Origin of the sequence: Nostoc sp. JL33, from assembly GCF_017114985.1 — a bacterium.
GTDB lineage: Bacteria > Cyanobacteriota > Cyanobacteriia > Cyanobacteriales > Nostocaceae > Nostoc.
In genome coordinates this window covers 1-14,661 of the sequence record NZ_JABXKP010000034.1, presented here as the reverse complement: position 1 = coordinate 14,661, position 14,661 = coordinate 1, and the positions used below count along the sequence as shown (strand labels likewise).

Sequence of the window (14,661 nt, the reverse complement as noted above, 5' to 3'; positions counted from 1 at the left end):
TGCAACTTGTCCAACTTCTTCTTCCAAACCTGTCCAAAATCTTCTTCAAGTCACACAGGGCGTAAGTACCAAAAACGAGAACCTTGAGGATCATGCTCTTTCACTGGATATCCTAACAGCTGCCGCAGTGCCTCTACACGATGATTTAAATCTGTACCAGTCATTACAGCCTGTAACTGCTCTTTGGTGAAAGTCATTTATTTTCCTTACTAAGTTCAAAACAGTACGGTAAAACTGCGATCGCTCTTTAAAAGAATGCAATCGCTATATCAAATTTGATTAAGTACTGCTCTCAAGAAGTGAGGTAATCTGCTTTTTCCTCAGAACTAATTTGACTGATACTTCGTTAACAGTTTCTGCCCTTGATCACCCATCTCTTGCAGAAGTTTTTCAATCCTCTGCATAGCCATCGGTGATAACTTAGAGCGTTTATTTTCCCAACGATTAACTGTGGAATAAGTAACACCCAAATGTGTTGCAAACTGTTCTTGGGTTAAACCAACTACAGTGCGAAGTTCATGGATAAGCTGTCCCAGTTTTGGTTGTTCGATTACCAAAGGCTTTTTGATAGTCATTAGCTCAAAACCCACTACTTGAGTAGCAAATAATGTGTGATTTGCTATATCGTAGTTAGCCTAATACTGGATTGTAACCCGCTAATATACGGTTATTTATTTACTGTAGCTTTAATATCTCTATGTAATAAACGCAACTTGTACTTAAGTATGCTTGGTGAGAACTGGTTTAATGTACAATTGCCCCAATTACCCCTAGAGTGCCGTTGACTGCACGTAAATAATCAGAGGGAGATAGCAGAAGCAGCATTCCTCGCATTCCACCAGAAACAGTGATCTGCTCAAATAGAGTTGCCGTCTCATCAAGGTAAACGGGATAGTCTTTTTTGCTAGCTAAAGCTGTTACACCCCCACGGATGTATCCTGTTAGTGGCTGAACTTCCTTCAGGGCAAGCGTCTCAACCTTGCGGTTTCCTGAAATCCGTGCTAAAGCTTTCAAGTCTAACTGAGCATTTCCTGGCACAACAGCAAAACAAATACCTGTTGTGTCACCTCTGACTACTAGAGTCTTAAAAACTTGCTCTGCGGGAAGTCCTACTTTCTGGGCTGTACTTTCAGCAGCCAGATCGTCAGGGTCAACCTCATAGCTCAGGATTTGGTATGCAATACCTAGTTTATCCAGTAGTCGAGCAGCATTAGTTTTCATTTAAGTTTACAAAAGATATTATTTATTGCTCAAGCTCCCAATCCTCAATCACCAGCCCACTAACGCGACTAAATTCTCTTATGTTGTGCGTGACTAATGTTAAATTATGTGTCAAGGCGATCGCTGCTATTTGAAAATCATTGGGGCCAATCGGTGTTCCACTCGCTAATAATTCTGCACGAATTCTCCCGTAAACCAGTGCTGTAGAATCATCAAATGGTAAAGAAACAAATAAGTTAAGAAACTCTTGCTGTCTTGCTAACGTTCTAGTTGGGTTATTGCTTCTCATTGCGCCATAAAACAACTCTGCTTTGACTACTGAACACACAGCAATATCTGTTACATTTGTTGAGCGTAAGCGTTCTCGAATTAAGAGCGACCTACCGTTGAGATAACGAGCGCAAACATTGGTATCTAATAAGTACCTCACACAATTTCTTCCCTTGTCTCAAAATCACCTTCATAGTCAATAACAATTGGATCGTCTTGACAAATACCGTAAGTCTGCTCAAAAAAGCCGGGTGGCCATCCCAGTTCTTCTGGTGTTTTTGTAGGTGTTGATGGTTCTATTTGTTGATAAATCACTACGACTTCCATTTCTTTATCTGTTATGCCAACAGGAATCTCAAGGTGCAAAATGCCATCACCCCCAACATGAGAACATAACTTAATACTTTGCATTACTGTTTTCTCCTAGTCCTTGGTTGATTGAAAATTACGGGGTATCTCATCTATAATGCCGTATTCTTTTTCAATCACACTCAACATCTTCTTCTCCATAGCTGTCAAATACGGTCGCTTCACTCTCCCAAGTGCTTTAAGACATCACTTGAGGCATCTTCCAAGTTTTGATTTTCTCATAGCCTATGAATGCGATCGCTTCCTGTGGGAGAAATAGCACCATCGCTGATTAACTGCATCTGCTGAGATTCGGATGAATAAGCCAATTCCTGAGAAATTATCTCGCCAAATCGACGCAGGTGTTAAACTCGCTATGAAAAAAGCTATTGAAAGACACCGCCGTTTAGTAGAATTTATTAGCATTTGGCAAAATGGCCAAGTTGTGAGATTAACCGCCATACAAATTCCTCCTTTCAACTCAGATGAGTAACCTATTTTCCCTCATTCCAGATCAAATCCGAGATAAACTACCACTGACGGAAGATAAAAAAGAACTACTTCAACAGCAAACCATTAGTCAAAATATTCCAGGAACAATTCTGCGGGATTTTCAAACTATTTTAGAATTTCTCCAACCCAACGGCGTTGAAGTTAGTAGTACTTATCACCAATTGTCCCTTAAATATCTCCAACAACTTAACTCAAAATTGAGTTATCCCATAGATATTAACCTCAAACGTACTGTACAAAAATCCTATCCTTATATTCACGGTCTTTATTTTCTCCTCCGCACCTCTGGACTATCTCAAGTTATTACCAAAGGTAAAAAGAGCAAGTTAGTTTTAGACCAAAAAATTCTGCAAATTTGGCAAGGATTAAACCACACAGAACAATATTTTACCCTGCTAGAATCTTGGTTAGTTTGGGGAGAAAGCGAACTCTTAGGCGACCAAAGAGATATGTTTGACCAAGCATATCGCTGTTTATTATTTTGGAACAATCTCCCATCATCAGGATTGAAAATTAATAATTACTCAGAACAAGATAAATTAGTTTATTATCCTGGCTTCCACAATCTCGCTCTCTTACATTTATTTGGATTAATTGAAGTGACATCAGTCAAACCACAAGCCGCTAAAGGCTGGTGTTTTACTCATGTAAACCCCAAGGCTTGGGGTAATGCTCTCATGGCTGTATTAACAGAAAGTCGCTCAAATATCCAAATAGAAGATTACGCCACTTTTCGGTTAGATTTTCGCATAGCTTTTGACAATTTAAAACCTTATCTCCAACCCTATTTCCCGGAATGGTCACAAACTTTGGTGATTGCTGAAGGCGGTTTTACTGAGGGTGTTTATATATTTAAAGCTAATTTAGAGAATGCTTGGCGACGGATTGCTATTCCTAGTTACTTCAATTTAGATGAAGTCGCTGCCGCAATTGTGCAAGTATTTGATTTTCACCCGGAACACCTCTACAGATTTATTCACAAAGACCGTTTAGGAAGAACTTTGGAATTTAATCATCCTATTGTCGAAATTTATCCTGATACCTGCGATTTTCGTTTAGGCGATTTATCCTTAGAGGTAGGCAGTCATTTACAATTTATCTTTGATTTACTGCAAGAATGGGAATTTGATTTATATGTAGAGAAAATTGAACCAGCTAATGACAAAATGAAAAAGCCCAAGATTCTTGAATCTCATGGTGAACCGCCAGCGCAGGATGGTGAAGAAGAAGAAAGCTGGGAATAAATTTGCTACTGTGATTGGCTACGTTTTAATCCATACATACGTGTCAGAAGTGGTAAAGCATCGCTCTATATTGGTTTTCAGTTGCAGTTCTAGCTAGTATGGGATAATTCTCCACTGCTCACCCTCCTATTTTGCCCGAATTTCTTACCGTGTCGGCAATATTTCCAGTTTTTGTTGGGTACAAGCAATCCTTTGATATAGAGAAGCAATTTCCTGGTTCAGCAACACATAAGCAGATATGCAAGTGAGTTTTGCAACTTCAATAAATACATCTGCAAATTTAGCCACCTCTCGCCTTATATCAAGTTCCAAACTCCTAATGTCATCACTCAACTTATATTTGCGGGTATTCGTCGCGTCGAATTAAATTAAAAATAATGAAAAAACCACAAACTGTCAAATCATTGGAAGAATTAGGTCGGGTACGTTTGTCAAAAAACTTTTTTATGCGTGATTTTCTACACTCAGAAATTTCTCAAATTGAAGGAATCCCAAATATACCAGATAATCCTGATTTGGCGATCGCCTCCGGCAAAAGTCTTTGTGAACAAGTTCTAGAACCAATTCAACAAGCTTTCGGAAGAATCAGCATTCGCTCTGGATATCGGTCATCTGCTGTCAATGCTAAAGGTGCAGAAAATAAAAACCAGTACAATTGTGCTAGTAACGAATCTAACTATGCAGTTCATATCTGGGATGTCCCAGACGCTCAAGGTTATATGGGTGCTACAGCCTGCATTATTGTGAATTCTTTCATTGATTATTATGAGAAAACTGCCGATTGGACAGCCTTAGCATGGTGGATTCACGATCACATTGATTATTACAATGCAATCACCTTTTTTCCCAAGTATGCTGCGTTCAATATTGGTTGGTCTGAAAATCCTGAATGCAGAAAACTATACATTCACAGCTATATCCCTAATCCTTACACAAGCAAAAAGGGATACTTAACACGCTTAGGTGCAGAAAATTATTCAGATTCACATAAACAGTTTTATGAAGAGTTGGCAATGCAGTTAGATATTACACTTTAACTTCAGACTCTAGAAGGCTCAAAAGTTTTTCTTCCAGCTCAGTTAAATAAGGCCGATTCACCTTGCCCAATGACTGCAACAGACTTTTGACTGTCTCCTCCAGCAAATCGGAATACACCCGTGTAATGCGATCGCTCAAGGATTGCATCTGCTCACATTCGGCAGGTAGATAATTGAAGGACTTCAAGTGTTGCAACCCAACCGTGTATTCGCCATCCCACATCTTTACCGTGCAACTGAAATCATTGACTTGGCTGATAATCGCCCAACACCCACTCTTGCCCCTGAGTTCTGGATTATCTTTGGCTAAGATTTGGCATACCTCGCCTAATTGATAGGTGTTAGGTACTTGAGTACGTTCCATTATTCGCTGCACCGCATCTTTGACCATGCGATGAGATGGTACTTTCCCGTTGGCAGATTCTACAGCTTGCTCCCATGCTCCGGGCTGAATATCCGGGTCAAGCTTGGACAGTGGCCTGATTTGCCACTCATTAGTCGGCAAAATGTGAACGTTCCGTTCACATTTTTCCACCAAATTATCAAAAATAACCGCAGCTTCTATTAAATGGTAGGGCTGTCTGCGGCTAAAACCAAAGCGTTCGCGGCAATAATCTTCAAAAGTTTTGTGCGTGGAACGATATAATCTGCGATCGCGTAATTCCATTAATGCCTTCCCCGCCTCAAAAAACGCCCGTTCCACTTTCCTCTCTAGGAGTAGGCGATCGCTTTGCTCCTCTTGGGTCAACTCTGTTACTTCAACAGCAGTAACTGTAATCGTTGCTGAAGCTGGATCTAATTGCTGGGAGATATCCTCATTTGCAGAGTTAGCTGGTGAAGTTGAATCGGTAGATGCGGCAGAGGTGGCTTTGTTGCGTCTAGAAGGTGGTTTAGGCATGATTCCACCCCTTTAGTTCAACAATATTTTTTCAGAGTCAATTAAAACGTAGACTTTGGAAGTAGTTGATAACTGCTCCGTCATAGCCCACCGCAGGCATGGCTTTTTTGGAAAAGCTGAAGGTAGGGTAAGAGAATTAATAGTCTGAGGGTTAATCGCCATTAGAACTTTCTGTTAAATTAACCCCAGGAATATGCTGAATCCACTCACCTAAGCACTCTTTTAAATCCAACCCTACAGCATTGGCTGCCCTGATGAGGGTGTCTAAAGGTACACCCTTTGTATCCTCGTTCTCAATTCTATTAAAATTTGCCCCGCTCATTCTGGCGTAATCACCAGCTACGGTTAAACTCATCCCCGCAGCTTCTCTTGCCTTTTTCAAAGCAGTTCCAATACCAGTAAACTCCACTTCAATAATAATTTTCATTAAATCCATAGTCATACGCCTCCAAAGAATTATCTCTAATTTAAACCATTACGCATTACTTGACAAGTATTACGCAATACGCAATAATAGATATATAAAGAAAGCGCCCCGACTGCGAATCTAAAGCGCTTTCCGTCCCGTTAGGAACTTAATCAATCATGACATACCAAATCTACAGCCAACAACAGCTGCAACTGAAATCGATTGCCCGACTCAAGCAAATCTACAGCGAAATCGCCTGCACAGTCGAAGTAAGCGACAAACGCTGCAAGGATTCTTGGATTAGTGCCATTGCTGAATATCAAGCAAGCAAGATTCAGAAAATCGCCCTTGCTGCCCCCGATAACCAAGCCCTCGCCCAAGCCGAACTCGACAGCTACATTGCTGACCAAGCCCAAGCTATTGCTCCCGAACCCCTCACAATAGTCGAAATCTCGTTTGACCATCACGAATATTACGCTGACGACAAACTGGTAGCCAGCATCACCTACGACGAAAAACACTTAACGCAACGCTGGGTAGTCATGGTCAACGACAAAGAAGTATTTCGTGCCAACACTCTAATGCGTTGCGATCGCTTCATCTGCACTCATTACAAAGACGGCTCATTACCTGTGCAGGAGAAAGAAGCAATACCCCCCACGACCGAAAACCGAATCATGGCGCATATCTTCAACGAGTGCCAGAATTACGGCTTTGAAATTCTTGATGATGGGATTTATACCCACGGTACTGAAGACGGCAAACTACGCAAATTGGGTCAAGTCGGATGTACTAACGGTAACTGGTGGGTAATCCAGGATTCTTCGGGTCAGCAACAGTATTCTAACTCGGTCTATGATGCAGTGCGATCGCTGTCGATGGTGGACGTGTCTACTGATGATAAATCCATTTTTGATGAATATTTTTTAGACCAACCGTTAGAACAGCTAACTGGCGATAAATTGCAACGGCTGCTGGAGAGAACGGAGTTAGTCACGGCGTAAGTTTTGGGCTTCGCCTGGGAAAAGGTTAAAGGGTAAGGGGGAAAGGTAAATTTCTTCATTCCCTTCCCCTTTGCCCTTTCCCCCTTTTCCCTAATTATTTATTCACCAATGCCCAATTAAATCAATGCAACCTACGATCTCAATCCCCCAACACTGGGGCTACCCTCGCTTTGCTTTGGATCAACGTACAGAACAAAGCAATTCGCAATTCGCAGTTCGCAATTCGCAATTATTTTTAAGAGAACTCCAAGAAATAAATTATCCAATTTCACGCCCATCAAAACGATTTTCTCTCTCCCTGCTCCCCCCTCCCTGCCTTAAAAGCAATGAGATATTTTTTAATTTGGAAGTCCTTAACTGCGAATTGCGAATTGCGAATTGTTTTGGTTGGCGTTATGTGCTGATGCCTAACAAGAATTCTGACGAGATATCGTACTTGCAAGAGAATCAAATCCAACCGCTCTCCCCACAGGAATTGTTCACACAAATTACCGCAGAAATTGAATTCTATCAGCGTCAAATCTTCATCCTGCAACAACAGTTAGCCCTAGTAACTGGAGGTAGCAGTAATGGCTAATTCTACAGACAGTTTTGACCGTCGGGCTAATCATCTGCTGCGTTTGCTTCAGCTTTGTGGTGGTTGTGTTCCTCTGCACTCTCTTCAATGCCAAGTTTCAAATTCAGTCATTCAAACCCTGCTGGATAAAGAACTAGTGCAAGTGCAGAACACGGGACGCGGTTTTTTATTGGAGATTGCCGAGGATTTTTAACTCTTAATCGAAGAGGACACAATTATGAAACTTTACGCGAAGACCATTCCACAGACTTTACCCGATTGGGCAACCACCGTTACAAAGGGTGCAGATTTGTTTGAGGTTGAAATTAACGATGAACACCCGAATTTTCAATCTTTACTTGAAGAGTTAGCCACGGAGATTGAACCAGGAACTTTTGGTGTAAAGGCAGAGGATTTATGTTCCAGGCTTGGCATAGAAATGTCTAACCCCAATCTCTGCCAATTACTTGAACAAGCCCAAACCCTGATATCCCTTATTGCTACGCACCCAGACTACAAGCAACTGTTAGACGAGGGATATCAACCTGATTTAAACATTGCCGATGCTAGCACTGCATTCACCTATCTGCAATGGGAGCTAGAGCGTAATCGAGAACCTTCTAATTAGTACAAAAGCGTTCATCTTAGCAAGATTAATGAACTGGTGAAAACTATGTGTTTGGCTTGGGCAACAGACAAGTGCGAATATCCCAATCATGCCGAATCTTCATATCAAAAGCAGGTTGTTGATGCTGTTGCTAGTGGTGCGGATGAATTAACGGCAATCAACGTATGGATGCAGCAGTTGCAAACGGTAAACACTGGGGCAGTGTAAATCAGAAATCAGGATTCAGAATATTTTTACTTCTGAATCCTCAATTAATCAAACAGGAATTACCCATGAAAGTCATCGTTACAGTAGTCGAAAAAATCATCAGTGAAGCACACATCTATATCCCTGATGGGCTGAATCAATCCACAATCAAACAGCACATAGTAGACCGCTACAACACTGGGTAAATGCAGACTGAGATGAACATTTTTCAAGTAGATTTTCAATCTATCAGCGCTCGAATTTTACGAGAACATTCTTCTAGTAAATCTGCATAAATATGGGAGGGAATCAAATGCATACAAAATGGACTGATGAAGAACTCGCAATCATTGAAGAGAAAGCCGAAGTCTATACAATCAAACAAATAGCTTCAATCCTAAAAAGGCGAGGATATCAACGCACACCGATTGCAATTTATCTGAAGTTAAATAGCTTAGGTTATTCAGCCCGTCCCACTCTTGATAACTATTCTTGTAAAGAGATTGCTCAAGTTCTTCAATTAAACTTCTCAACTGTCACAAGGTGGGTAAAAAGAGGATGGCTCAAAGCTACAAGACGCTCTGCCAGACATTACCAAATTCGGAGATGGCATCTAAAAGAGTTTTTTGAAAATCCCCCACAATCAATTAAAAAACGTATTGCTGCTCTCGATGTTGAAGCGATTAATTACTTATTAGGGAGAAAAGCATGACAGAACAAATCACTCCCTTGGAAACTCAAAAAGTCCTTGACCTCTGCTCTGGTATTGGTGGCTTCACCCTCGGTCACATGATTAGCGGTGGTTTCGAGACTGTAGCATTTTGCGAAATTAATCAGTATTGCCAGCAAGTTCTAAATCTACGCTTCCCACAAATTCCAATTATTCCAGACATTCATGATATTACAGTTAAGTCTTTGGCAGGAATCGGAGTTAGAGAAATTGACGGCATCATCGCTGGACTCCCTTGCCCTCCCTTCAGTCTTGCCGGAAAACGTCAAGCATCACTTGATGAGCGCAACCTGTTCGGAGAGTTCTTTAGAATCATTTGCGAAGTTCGACTGCACTGGGCGATTGTGGAAAACGTTCCCGGACTGCTCACTGCTGAGGGAAGTGAATTTTTCCGTACCTTACTGTGGAAATTTGCCCAGATGGGGTTCGATGTCGAATGGGGAATTGTTTCGGCAAGCCAAGTGGGAGCCGTCCACTTGCGAGAACGAGTTTGGATTATTGCTACCAACTCCCAAAGCCCAAGACGGGGAACATCCTGGTACAAGTACACACAAACCGGGGCAAACGCTGCATCTGTCGGCGGCGGTAATCATTGCAACTTCCAGAGATCATCACAAAGTCACAACTCAGTTGAATACGGAGCCAGAGCGATCGCTCAATGTACATCTAGTAGAGGCGATGATGGGTTTCCCGCAAGGTTGGACAGATGTCTCCTTACCCACGCAGGACTTACAGATTGGCTATGTGCATCCACAATCCCCAGCTTTAATCGGCTCACTCGTAATGAAGTTGCAGCGCTTACGCCGAATTGCCAGAAGGAATATCGCCAACTCTATGCAGAATACCTTGCAATCAGAAGACAACAGACAGAGCAAATTAAAGCTTTAGGGAATGCGATTGTCCCTCAATGCGCTGCACTAATTTTTGAACGTCTGAAAATAATTTTATCTCAACAACAGAAAAACTCATGATTTACAACGTTAATGCGCTCTTAACAAGCTGGTATCTCTCCCCTCCTTGGGGTCAAAGAATTCCACCTGTTGAAGTGAATTTATTAGAAAGAGTCTACCTCCGAACCACCAAAACCTTCGGCTACTGTTGCGGTATTCAGTGGAAACACGAATGTTGGCTTTATTCCGTTGATTGCGGTAATGAAATACTCCACGCAACACAGCATCAAATCATCGCCACTGGAGAATTACAAGCCATCACTGTACAAAAACCTGCTTTCGTTCTGGGTGAAAGAGTAATCCTCTGTTCTCACGATAAGGGAACAAAACAACGGCTGATTCTGGGGATTGCTCTGGTGCATAATTCTTGGTTTTACCTTGTTGAATTGATGTCGCCAACGTTAATTAAGACCCCAACTATATCGAATCGTTTCTCACTGGTTGGTGAAAAAAGTTTGATGCGGGTAAATGTTTAATTCTCTCTAATCACACAACAAAAATTATCACCCAATTAAAGTTATGTCACAAATTGAAATCGCCGAAATCATCGAACAAATAAAACAAGAGATTCAAATCGACGCTAATGGTCAGGGTAAGGCCAGTGTTCGGGCAGCAGCCAGATTAGCAAATGTTAATGATGCTGGATTGCTCAGAAGCCTTAAAACTGCTGCTGACATTTCTCGCTCTAAACTGGTTGAAAAGCTTATCTATAAAGGCTTTGAAGGTGCTGAGATTTTATCGTGGTCTGAGTCCGGTATTCCCGATGTCGCTGTAGCAACCATACTTCATTATTACGGCTATGAAGCTGGTAAGAGATGTACTACACAAGCAAAATTAGCCTGTGAAGCTTTTGAAAGCATTGGTGTTCGTGCCTGGATTCAAGATTTACTGGGGTGGGCTAAACCCGCCAATCCTTCCGAAACAGCGATGACACAAATACAGTTACTCGCTGCGATCGCACAACAGATGGCACAGCAAGAACAATATTTATTGGAGCAACAACAGCAACAAACTCAAATCTTGGCGAGACTCAAAGCTGTTGAAGTTGAGCAAGATAGGGTGAATACACCATGTGGTCACAAATATAGTGTTGTTGGGTTCGCCAATCTTCAAGGTTTAGAAATATCGGTAAAAGAAGCGGGTACTAAAGGTAGAAAAGCAAGTGCATTGTGTCGGAAACAAGGAATAGAAATAGAACGCATTCATGACCCACGATTTGGAAAAGTTGGGTTGTATCCAGAAAGCGTGTTGATTGAGGTTTTCTCTACTGGTCAAAACTAACAGCAATTACGTTCTTTAATTGGAGAAAACTACCATGCAACAACTCAATTTATTTGCTGAATCAACCCCAGTCTTACCAGTCACTTATTACCCCGATTTCTTAAGCCTTGAACAGGCCAATGAACTCTACCAACACTGTTTCAAACTGGAGTGGCAACAGAATCAAATCAGAATGTTGGGTAAAACTCTGCCTGTTCCTCGCCTGGAGTGTATTTTTGGTGATGCAGGATGTGATTATCTCTACTCCAACAGCGTATTTTTAAAACCCCTGACTTGGACAGATAATCTGGCTAACTTGCGCGATCGTATAACTGCATTAACTGGTTACAAATTCCGCATCGTCATTGGCAACCAGTACCGCACGGGGACTGATTCTATTGGGTGGCACGCAGACAACGAACCATCGATGGGATCTAATCCTGCAATCGCTTCCCTTAGCCTCGGTGGTGTTCGCAAATTCCAAATCAAACCGAGAAATGGCAAAGCAACGGATTTCTGGCTGGAACACGGGAGTTTGCTTGTGATGCACCCTGGTTGCCAGTCTACGCATCTGCATCAAGTACCGAAAACAAACAAAGTTGTTAGCACGCGAATTAATCTCACGTTTCGACCGCACACCGGAGCGGGGAGATGATTCTGATTTTTTCAATCTGAAGAGAGAAAGAACGCTACTAAAAAAAAACTGCAAACCCCGACTAAATATGACATTCATTGGCTGACAGCATCAGTTTTTCGTGAATTGATTTTTCCTAAGTCATCTACGATAACAACCACTTAGTTCATTTGTACTACTTAAGCCCAGTCAAAAGGAGTCAAATCATGGGAGAAGCAAAGCGCCGTCGTCAATTAGATGCCAACTACGGAACAACTCAACTTCCTAATGAATTAGCTCAGATTTTTGATGATTTTGTCAACAAACAAACTGACATTGCAATCATCTCCAAACAGGATTTAACTCAGCCTTGGTCAGAAAGATTTGCCTATCTTAAGCCAAAAAGCAAAACATTGATTACACATCAATACGTCAGTATTCCCATATCACCTTCTCAAAACTTTGCGAGGGCAATATTTCTGGAATATCAACCCCAGATCATGGCTTCAATCACTCCACGGATACAACAACGTGGTTGGATTAGTCAAATTAACAATCCAAAAACCTGTGATATCAGTATCATTTACGCTCCAGAAACTACAGATAATCTCAATTGTTTGGAAACGCAAGTTTTCACGAGAACATTCGGGAAGATGGTTGGTGTTTTGATGAGAGATGCCCTGCAATACTTTTGTTTTCAACCTGACAATACTTTAATTCCGGTTGTTGCAATGCCTGCCAGTGAGTCCGACCCCTATTACTTATTTTGTTTTTGAAAAGTTGAAGAGTAAAGGCTAACAAAACTTTTACTCTGACTGACTCTTTAATCTTTCATCTGCTTAAAAGCTTTAACGGCGGCACAGACTCAAGTGCCGCTTCACTTCCATGCGTCAAAAAAGAGAGGGAATACATTATGCTTCGTATAAATGAAACCGATTCTCAAGCTAAACACTTACAAGAATGGCTCAACAGTTGCGTTGACGAAGAAATCTTTCATCTGAATGTGCGATCGCTCCACGGGACTTTACCCTACGAATATCTTCTCTACAGTCCCAAAATCTCCCGTCGCAATGATGGGCGGCTCAGAGACAGGGACTTGAAGAAATACCAGCACATTGAACTAGGCGGCTGGTGGTGCAGTGGCGTTGACCCCCTCAATAACTACGTCCTGATGATGTGGGGCTGTTTCAAACCCGACCACCCCCGAAGAGATCGCCAGAAGATCCACAAGTTTATCAAGTACGAGCATCCATACAGAGAAGAGACACGCGCTTTCTTCCTCCTAGTACCGAATCGCATTTGGGTGAAAGTTTCCCTACGTTGCGGCATCCCCATCACCGAAGAAGATTTGCAACACCCTGGTGGCTTCTGGCATTGGGTTTGGCAGCATAATGTACCAGTGACAATCGTGGAAGGCGTCAAAAAAGCGGGGGCATTATTGACTGCCGGCTATGCTGCAATCGCAATTCCTGGCGTTAACGCAGGATACCGCACCCCTACTGATGAGTACGGTACTGCCATTGGTAAACCATCCCTGATTCCCGACTTGAAACATTTTGCAACACAGGGGAGACAGGTTAACATCTGTTTTGACCAAGATACCAAACCTGAGACAGTCCAGCGAGTCAGAACCGCTATCAGTCGCATGGGACGGCTGCTGGTAAATGAGGGTTGTTCGCTGCGAGTGATTGATTTACCGCTAGGGGCTTCTAAAGGGGTTGATGATTTTATCGTCGCCAAGGGTCAGCCAGCATTTGACGCACTCTACAATACGGCTGTTGCATTGGATCTGTGGGAGATTAAGCTGTTCACTCTGCTGACTTATCCTCCAGCGATCGCACTCAACCAAAGATTCTTGGGCCATCTGCTTGTACCATCAGGTAAAAAGCTGATTATCCTCAAGGCTCCCAAAGGCACTGGTAAAACCGAATGGCTGGCAACGGAGGTAGCCAAAGCACACGACCAAGAGAGACGGGTATTAATTATCACCCATCGTATCCAATTAGGTGAGGCGTTGTGTAATCGCTTCGGTGTTAACTATGTTACTGAAGTCCACACTTCGGAAACAGGCACATTATTAGGATATGGGGTGTGCGTTGATTCGCTGCATCAAGAAAGTCAGGCGCGATTCAATCCCAATGACTGGGCGAATGATGTCATTATTATTGATGAATGTGACCAAGTATTCTGGCATCTTCTCAACTCTGGTACGGAGGTTGCTAAACGTCGGGTGTCCGTTCTCAAAAACCTCAAGCGATTGATTCAAAATGTTCTTGGTAGCGAACACGGTAAGATTTATCTGTCAAGCGCTGACGTGTCCGACACAGATGTGAAATACGTTCTTTCAATGGCTGGAGAATATCGAGTTAATCCTTTCGTTATCGTTAACAATTATCGGCACGTAGCTGGAAACTGTTACAACTACTCTGGAAATAACCCGAAGAATCTTATCGCGGCACTGGACAAAGCGATTTCTAAAGGAGGGCATCATCTATTGTGTTGCTCTGCTCAAAAAGCCAAGTCCAAATGGGGGACGCAAGCATTGGAAGAACGTTTTCGCCGCAAATTCCCTCATTTACGAATACTGAGAATAGACAGCGAATCTGTTGCTGACCCATCACATCCAGCTATGGGGTGTATCGCTCACCTCAATGAGATTTTGACCCAGTATGATTTGGTTATCGCTTCTCCAAGTTTAGAAACTGGGGTATCCATCGACATTCAAGGACATTTCAGCGCTGTTTGGGGGATTTTTCAGGGAGTGCAGCCGGTTAACTCTGTGCGGCAGATGTTG

General features: G+C 42.3%; 23 protein-coding genes. 15 read left to right on the top strand and 8 right to left on the bottom strand.

All coding sequences use genetic code 11. The features are described from left to right. Window positions 1–50: 50 nt before the first annotated feature. The 5 genes from HWQ23_RS07940 to HWQ23_RS07920 all read right to left on the bottom strand — a co-directional run bounded on the left by HWQ23_RS07940 (window position 51) and on the right by HWQ23_RS07920 (window position 1,902). On the bottom strand, window positions 51–197 hold the full coding sequence (locus HWQ23_RS07940; protein WP_292826036.1) for a hypothetical protein: 147 nt from the start codon (window positions 195–197) through the stop codon (window positions 51–53). Window positions 198–326: 129 nt separating this feature from the next. After that, window positions 327–575 (bottom strand): helix-turn-helix domain-containing protein, encoded by a 249-nt coding sequence (locus HWQ23_RS07935; RefSeq protein WP_292826033.1) that lies wholly within the window; start codon window positions 573–575, stop codon window positions 327–329. A gap of 169 nt (window positions 576–744) precedes the next feature. After that, on the bottom strand, window positions 745–1,221 hold the full coding sequence (gene ybaK, locus HWQ23_RS07930; protein ID WP_292826030.1) for a Cys-tRNA(Pro) deacylase: 477 nt from the start codon (window positions 1,219–1,221) through the stop codon (window positions 745–747). 22 nt (window positions 1,222–1,243) lie between these two features. Then, window positions 1,244–1,651 (bottom strand): type II toxin-antitoxin system tRNA(fMet)-specific endonuclease VapC, encoded by a 408-nt coding sequence (gene vapC / locus HWQ23_RS07925; protein ID WP_292826027.1) that lies wholly within the window; start codon window positions 1,649–1,651, stop codon window positions 1,244–1,246. After that, on the bottom strand, window positions 1,648–1,902 hold the full coding sequence (locus HWQ23_RS07920; protein WP_292826025.1) for a hypothetical protein: 255 nt from the start codon (window positions 1,900–1,902) through the stop codon (window positions 1,648–1,650). The genes vapC and HWQ23_RS07920 overlap by 4 nt, the downstream gene beginning before the upstream one ends. 253 nt (window positions 1,903–2,155) lie before the next feature. On the opposite strand from HWQ23_RS07920, the gene HWQ23_RS07915 reads away from it, so the two are divergent. Then, complete coding sequence (locus HWQ23_RS07915; protein WP_292826022.1) at window positions 2,156–2,332, top strand: hypothetical protein; 177 nt, start codon at window positions 2,156–2,158, stop codon at window positions 2,330–2,332. Continuing rightward, window positions 2,325–3,596: an IS1096 element passenger TnpR family protein gene (locus HWQ23_RS07910; protein WP_292826019.1), complete on the top strand. Its 1,272-nt coding sequence runs from the start codon at window positions 2,325–2,327 to the stop codon at window positions 3,594–3,596. Before HWQ23_RS07915 ends, HWQ23_RS07910 begins: the two co-directional genes overlap by 8 nt. Before the next feature lie 144 nt (window positions 3,597–3,740). Here the strand turns inward: HWQ23_RS07910 and HWQ23_RS07905 are convergent, their stop codons facing one another. Beyond that, window positions 3,741–3,929, bottom strand: a complete 189-nt coding sequence (locus HWQ23_RS07905; protein ID WP_292826016.1) for a hypothetical protein — start codon at window positions 3,927–3,929, stop codon at window positions 3,741–3,743. A 44-nt stretch (window positions 3,930–3,973) separates the two neighbouring features. Here HWQ23_RS07905 and HWQ23_RS07900 point away from each other — a divergent pair, with 44 nt between their 5' ends. Beyond that, window positions 3,974–4,633: a peptidase M15 gene (locus HWQ23_RS07900; RefSeq protein ID WP_292826013.1), complete on the top strand. Its 660-nt coding sequence runs from the start codon at window positions 3,974–3,976 to the stop codon at window positions 4,631–4,633. Here HWQ23_RS07900 and HWQ23_RS07895 read toward each other — a convergent pair. Beyond that, the gene (locus tag HWQ23_RS07895) at window positions 4,623–5,531 is read right to left on the bottom strand and encodes a hypothetical protein (protein WP_292826010.1); all 909 of its coding nucleotides are present in this window, start codon (window positions 5,529–5,531) and stop codon (window positions 4,623–4,625) included. The genes HWQ23_RS07900 and HWQ23_RS07895 overlap by 11 nt on opposite strands. 151 nt (window positions 5,532–5,682) lie before the next feature. Further along, on the bottom strand, window positions 5,683–5,967 hold the full coding sequence (locus HWQ23_RS07890) for a helix-turn-helix domain-containing protein (protein WP_292826007.1): 285 nt from the start codon (window positions 5,965–5,967) through the stop codon (window positions 5,683–5,685). A 149-nt stretch (window positions 5,968–6,116) separates the two neighbouring features. Here HWQ23_RS07890 and HWQ23_RS07885 point away from each other — a divergent pair, with 149 nt between their 5' ends. The 12 genes from HWQ23_RS07885 to HWQ23_RS07830 form a co-directional block, all read left to right on the top strand. Next, window positions 6,117–6,944 (top strand): hypothetical protein, encoded by an 828-nt coding sequence (locus HWQ23_RS07885; RefSeq protein WP_292826004.1) that lies wholly within the window; start codon window positions 6,117–6,119, stop codon window positions 6,942–6,944. A gap of 403 nt (window positions 6,945–7,347) precedes the next feature. Then, the gene (locus HWQ23_RS07880) at window positions 7,348–7,521 is read left to right on the top strand and encodes a hypothetical protein (RefSeq protein WP_292826001.1); all 174 of its coding nucleotides are present in this window, start codon (window positions 7,348–7,350) and stop codon (window positions 7,519–7,521) included. Next, on the top strand, window positions 7,514–7,714 hold the full coding sequence (locus tag HWQ23_RS07875) for a hypothetical protein (RefSeq protein WP_094333526.1): 201 nt from the start codon (window positions 7,514–7,516) through the stop codon (window positions 7,712–7,714). The genes HWQ23_RS07880 and HWQ23_RS07875 overlap by 8 nt, the downstream gene beginning before the upstream one ends. Window positions 7,715–7,738: 24 nt before the next feature. Beyond that, window positions 7,739–8,128 (top strand): hypothetical protein, encoded by a 390-nt coding sequence (locus tag HWQ23_RS07870; protein WP_292825996.1) that lies wholly within the window; start codon window positions 7,739–7,741, stop codon window positions 8,126–8,128. A gap of 45 nt (window positions 8,129–8,173) precedes the next feature. Continuing rightward, complete coding sequence (locus tag HWQ23_RS07865) at window positions 8,174–8,335, top strand: hypothetical protein (RefSeq protein WP_292825993.1); 162 nt, start codon at window positions 8,174–8,176, stop codon at window positions 8,333–8,335. Between the two features lie 292 nt (window positions 8,336–8,627). Then, window positions 8,628–9,026 (top strand): helix-turn-helix domain-containing protein, encoded by a 399-nt coding sequence (locus HWQ23_RS07860; RefSeq protein WP_292825990.1) that lies wholly within the window; start codon window positions 8,628–8,630, stop codon window positions 9,024–9,026. Then, window positions 9,023–10,015, top strand: coding sequence for a DNA cytosine methyltransferase (locus HWQ23_RS07855; RefSeq protein ID WP_292825987.1), 993 nt, complete (start codon window positions 9,023–9,025; stop codon window positions 10,013–10,015). Before HWQ23_RS07860 ends, HWQ23_RS07855 begins: the two co-directional genes overlap by 4 nt. Then, window positions 10,012–10,470 carry a DUF1392 domain-containing protein gene (locus tag HWQ23_RS07850; RefSeq protein WP_292825984.1) on the top strand — a complete coding sequence of 153 codons (459 nt, stop codon included), beginning with the start codon at window positions 10,012–10,014 and terminating at the stop codon, window positions 10,468–10,470. Before HWQ23_RS07855 ends, HWQ23_RS07850 begins: the two co-directional genes overlap by 4 nt. 43 nt (window positions 10,471–10,513) lie before the next feature. Continuing rightward, window positions 10,514–11,275 (top strand): hypothetical protein, encoded by a 762-nt coding sequence (locus tag HWQ23_RS07845; RefSeq protein WP_292825981.1) that lies wholly within the window; start codon window positions 10,514–10,516, stop codon window positions 11,273–11,275. Between the two features lie 34 nt (window positions 11,276–11,309). Then, window positions 11,310–11,909 carry an alpha-ketoglutarate-dependent dioxygenase AlkB family protein gene (locus HWQ23_RS07840; protein WP_292825978.1) on the top strand — a complete coding sequence of 200 codons (600 nt, stop codon included), beginning with the start codon at window positions 11,310–11,312 and terminating at the stop codon, window positions 11,907–11,909. Window positions 11,910–12,094: 185 nt separating this feature from the next. Further along, window positions 12,095–12,643 carry a hypothetical protein gene (locus HWQ23_RS07835; RefSeq protein ID WP_292825975.1) on the top strand — a complete coding sequence of 183 codons (549 nt, stop codon included), beginning with the start codon at window positions 12,095–12,097 and terminating at the stop codon, window positions 12,641–12,643. A 137-nt stretch (window positions 12,644–12,780) separates the two neighbouring features. Continuing rightward, window positions 12,781–14,661 (top strand): plasmid replication protein, CyRepA1 family (locus tag HWQ23_RS07830; RefSeq protein WP_292825972.1); only part of this gene is annotated, 1,881 nt, incomplete at its 3' end.

Coding starts and splice junctions, on each gene's coding strand:
- HWQ23_RS07910 (WP_292826019.1), top strand. CDS start 2,325: ATGAGTAACCTATTTTCCCTCATTCCAGATCAAATCCGAGATAAACTA.
- HWQ23_RS07895 (WP_292826010.1), bottom strand. CDS start 5,531: ATGCCTAAACCACCTTCTAGACGCAACAAAGCCACCTCTGCCGCATCT.
- HWQ23_RS07935 (WP_292826033.1), bottom strand. CDS start 575: ATGACTATCAAAAAGCCTTTGGTAATCGAACAACCAAAACTGGGACAG.
- HWQ23_RS07885 (WP_292826004.1), top strand. CDS start 6,117: ATGACATACCAAATCTACAGCCAACAACAGCTGCAACTGAAATCGATT.
- HWQ23_RS07870 (WP_292825996.1), top strand. CDS start 7,739: ATGAAACTTTACGCGAAGACCATTCCACAGACTTTACCCGATTGGGCA.
- HWQ23_RS07845 (WP_292825981.1), top strand. CDS start 10,514: ATGTCACAAATTGAAATCGCCGAAATCATCGAACAAATAAAACAAGAG.
- HWQ23_RS07915 (WP_292826022.1), top strand. CDS start 2,156: ATGAATAAGCCAATTCCTGAGAAATTATCTCGCCAAATCGACGCAGGT.
- HWQ23_RS07940 (WP_292826036.1), bottom strand. CDS start 197: ATGACTTTCACCAAAGAGCAGTTACAGGCTGTAATGACTGGTACAGAT.
- HWQ23_RS07890 (WP_292826007.1), bottom strand. CDS start 5,967: ATGGATTTAATGAAAATTATTATTGAAGTGGAGTTTACTGGTATTGGA.
- HWQ23_RS07920 (WP_292826025.1), bottom strand. CDS start 1,902: ATGCAAAGTATTAAGTTATGTTCTCATGTTGGGGGTGATGGCATTTTG.
- HWQ23_RS07855 (WP_292825987.1), top strand. CDS start 9,023: ATGACAGAACAAATCACTCCCTTGGAAACTCAAAAAGTCCTTGACCTC.
- ybaK (WP_292826030.1), bottom strand. CDS start 1,221: ATGAAAACTAATGCTGCTCGACTACTGGATAAACTAGGTATTGCATAC.
- HWQ23_RS07840 (WP_292825978.1), top strand. CDS start 11,310: ATGCAACAACTCAATTTATTTGCTGAATCAACCCCAGTCTTACCAGTC.
- HWQ23_RS07880 (WP_292826001.1), top strand. CDS start 7,348: ATGCCTAACAAGAATTCTGACGAGATATCGTACTTGCAAGAGAATCAA.
- HWQ23_RS07860 (WP_292825990.1), top strand. CDS start 8,628: ATGCATACAAAATGGACTGATGAAGAACTCGCAATCATTGAAGAGAAA.
- HWQ23_RS07865 (WP_292825993.1), top strand. CDS start 8,174: ATGTGTTTGGCTTGGGCAACAGACAAGTGCGAATATCCCAATCATGCC.
- HWQ23_RS07875 (WP_094333526.1), top strand. CDS start 7,514: ATGGCTAATTCTACAGACAGTTTTGACCGTCGGGCTAATCATCTGCTG.
- HWQ23_RS07835 (WP_292825975.1), top strand. CDS start 12,095: ATGGGAGAAGCAAAGCGCCGTCGTCAATTAGATGCCAACTACGGAACA.
- HWQ23_RS07900 (WP_292826013.1), top strand. CDS start 3,974: ATGAAAAAACCACAAACTGTCAAATCATTGGAAGAATTAGGTCGGGTA.
- HWQ23_RS07850 (WP_292825984.1), top strand. CDS start 10,012: ATGATTTACAACGTTAATGCGCTCTTAACAAGCTGGTATCTCTCCCCT.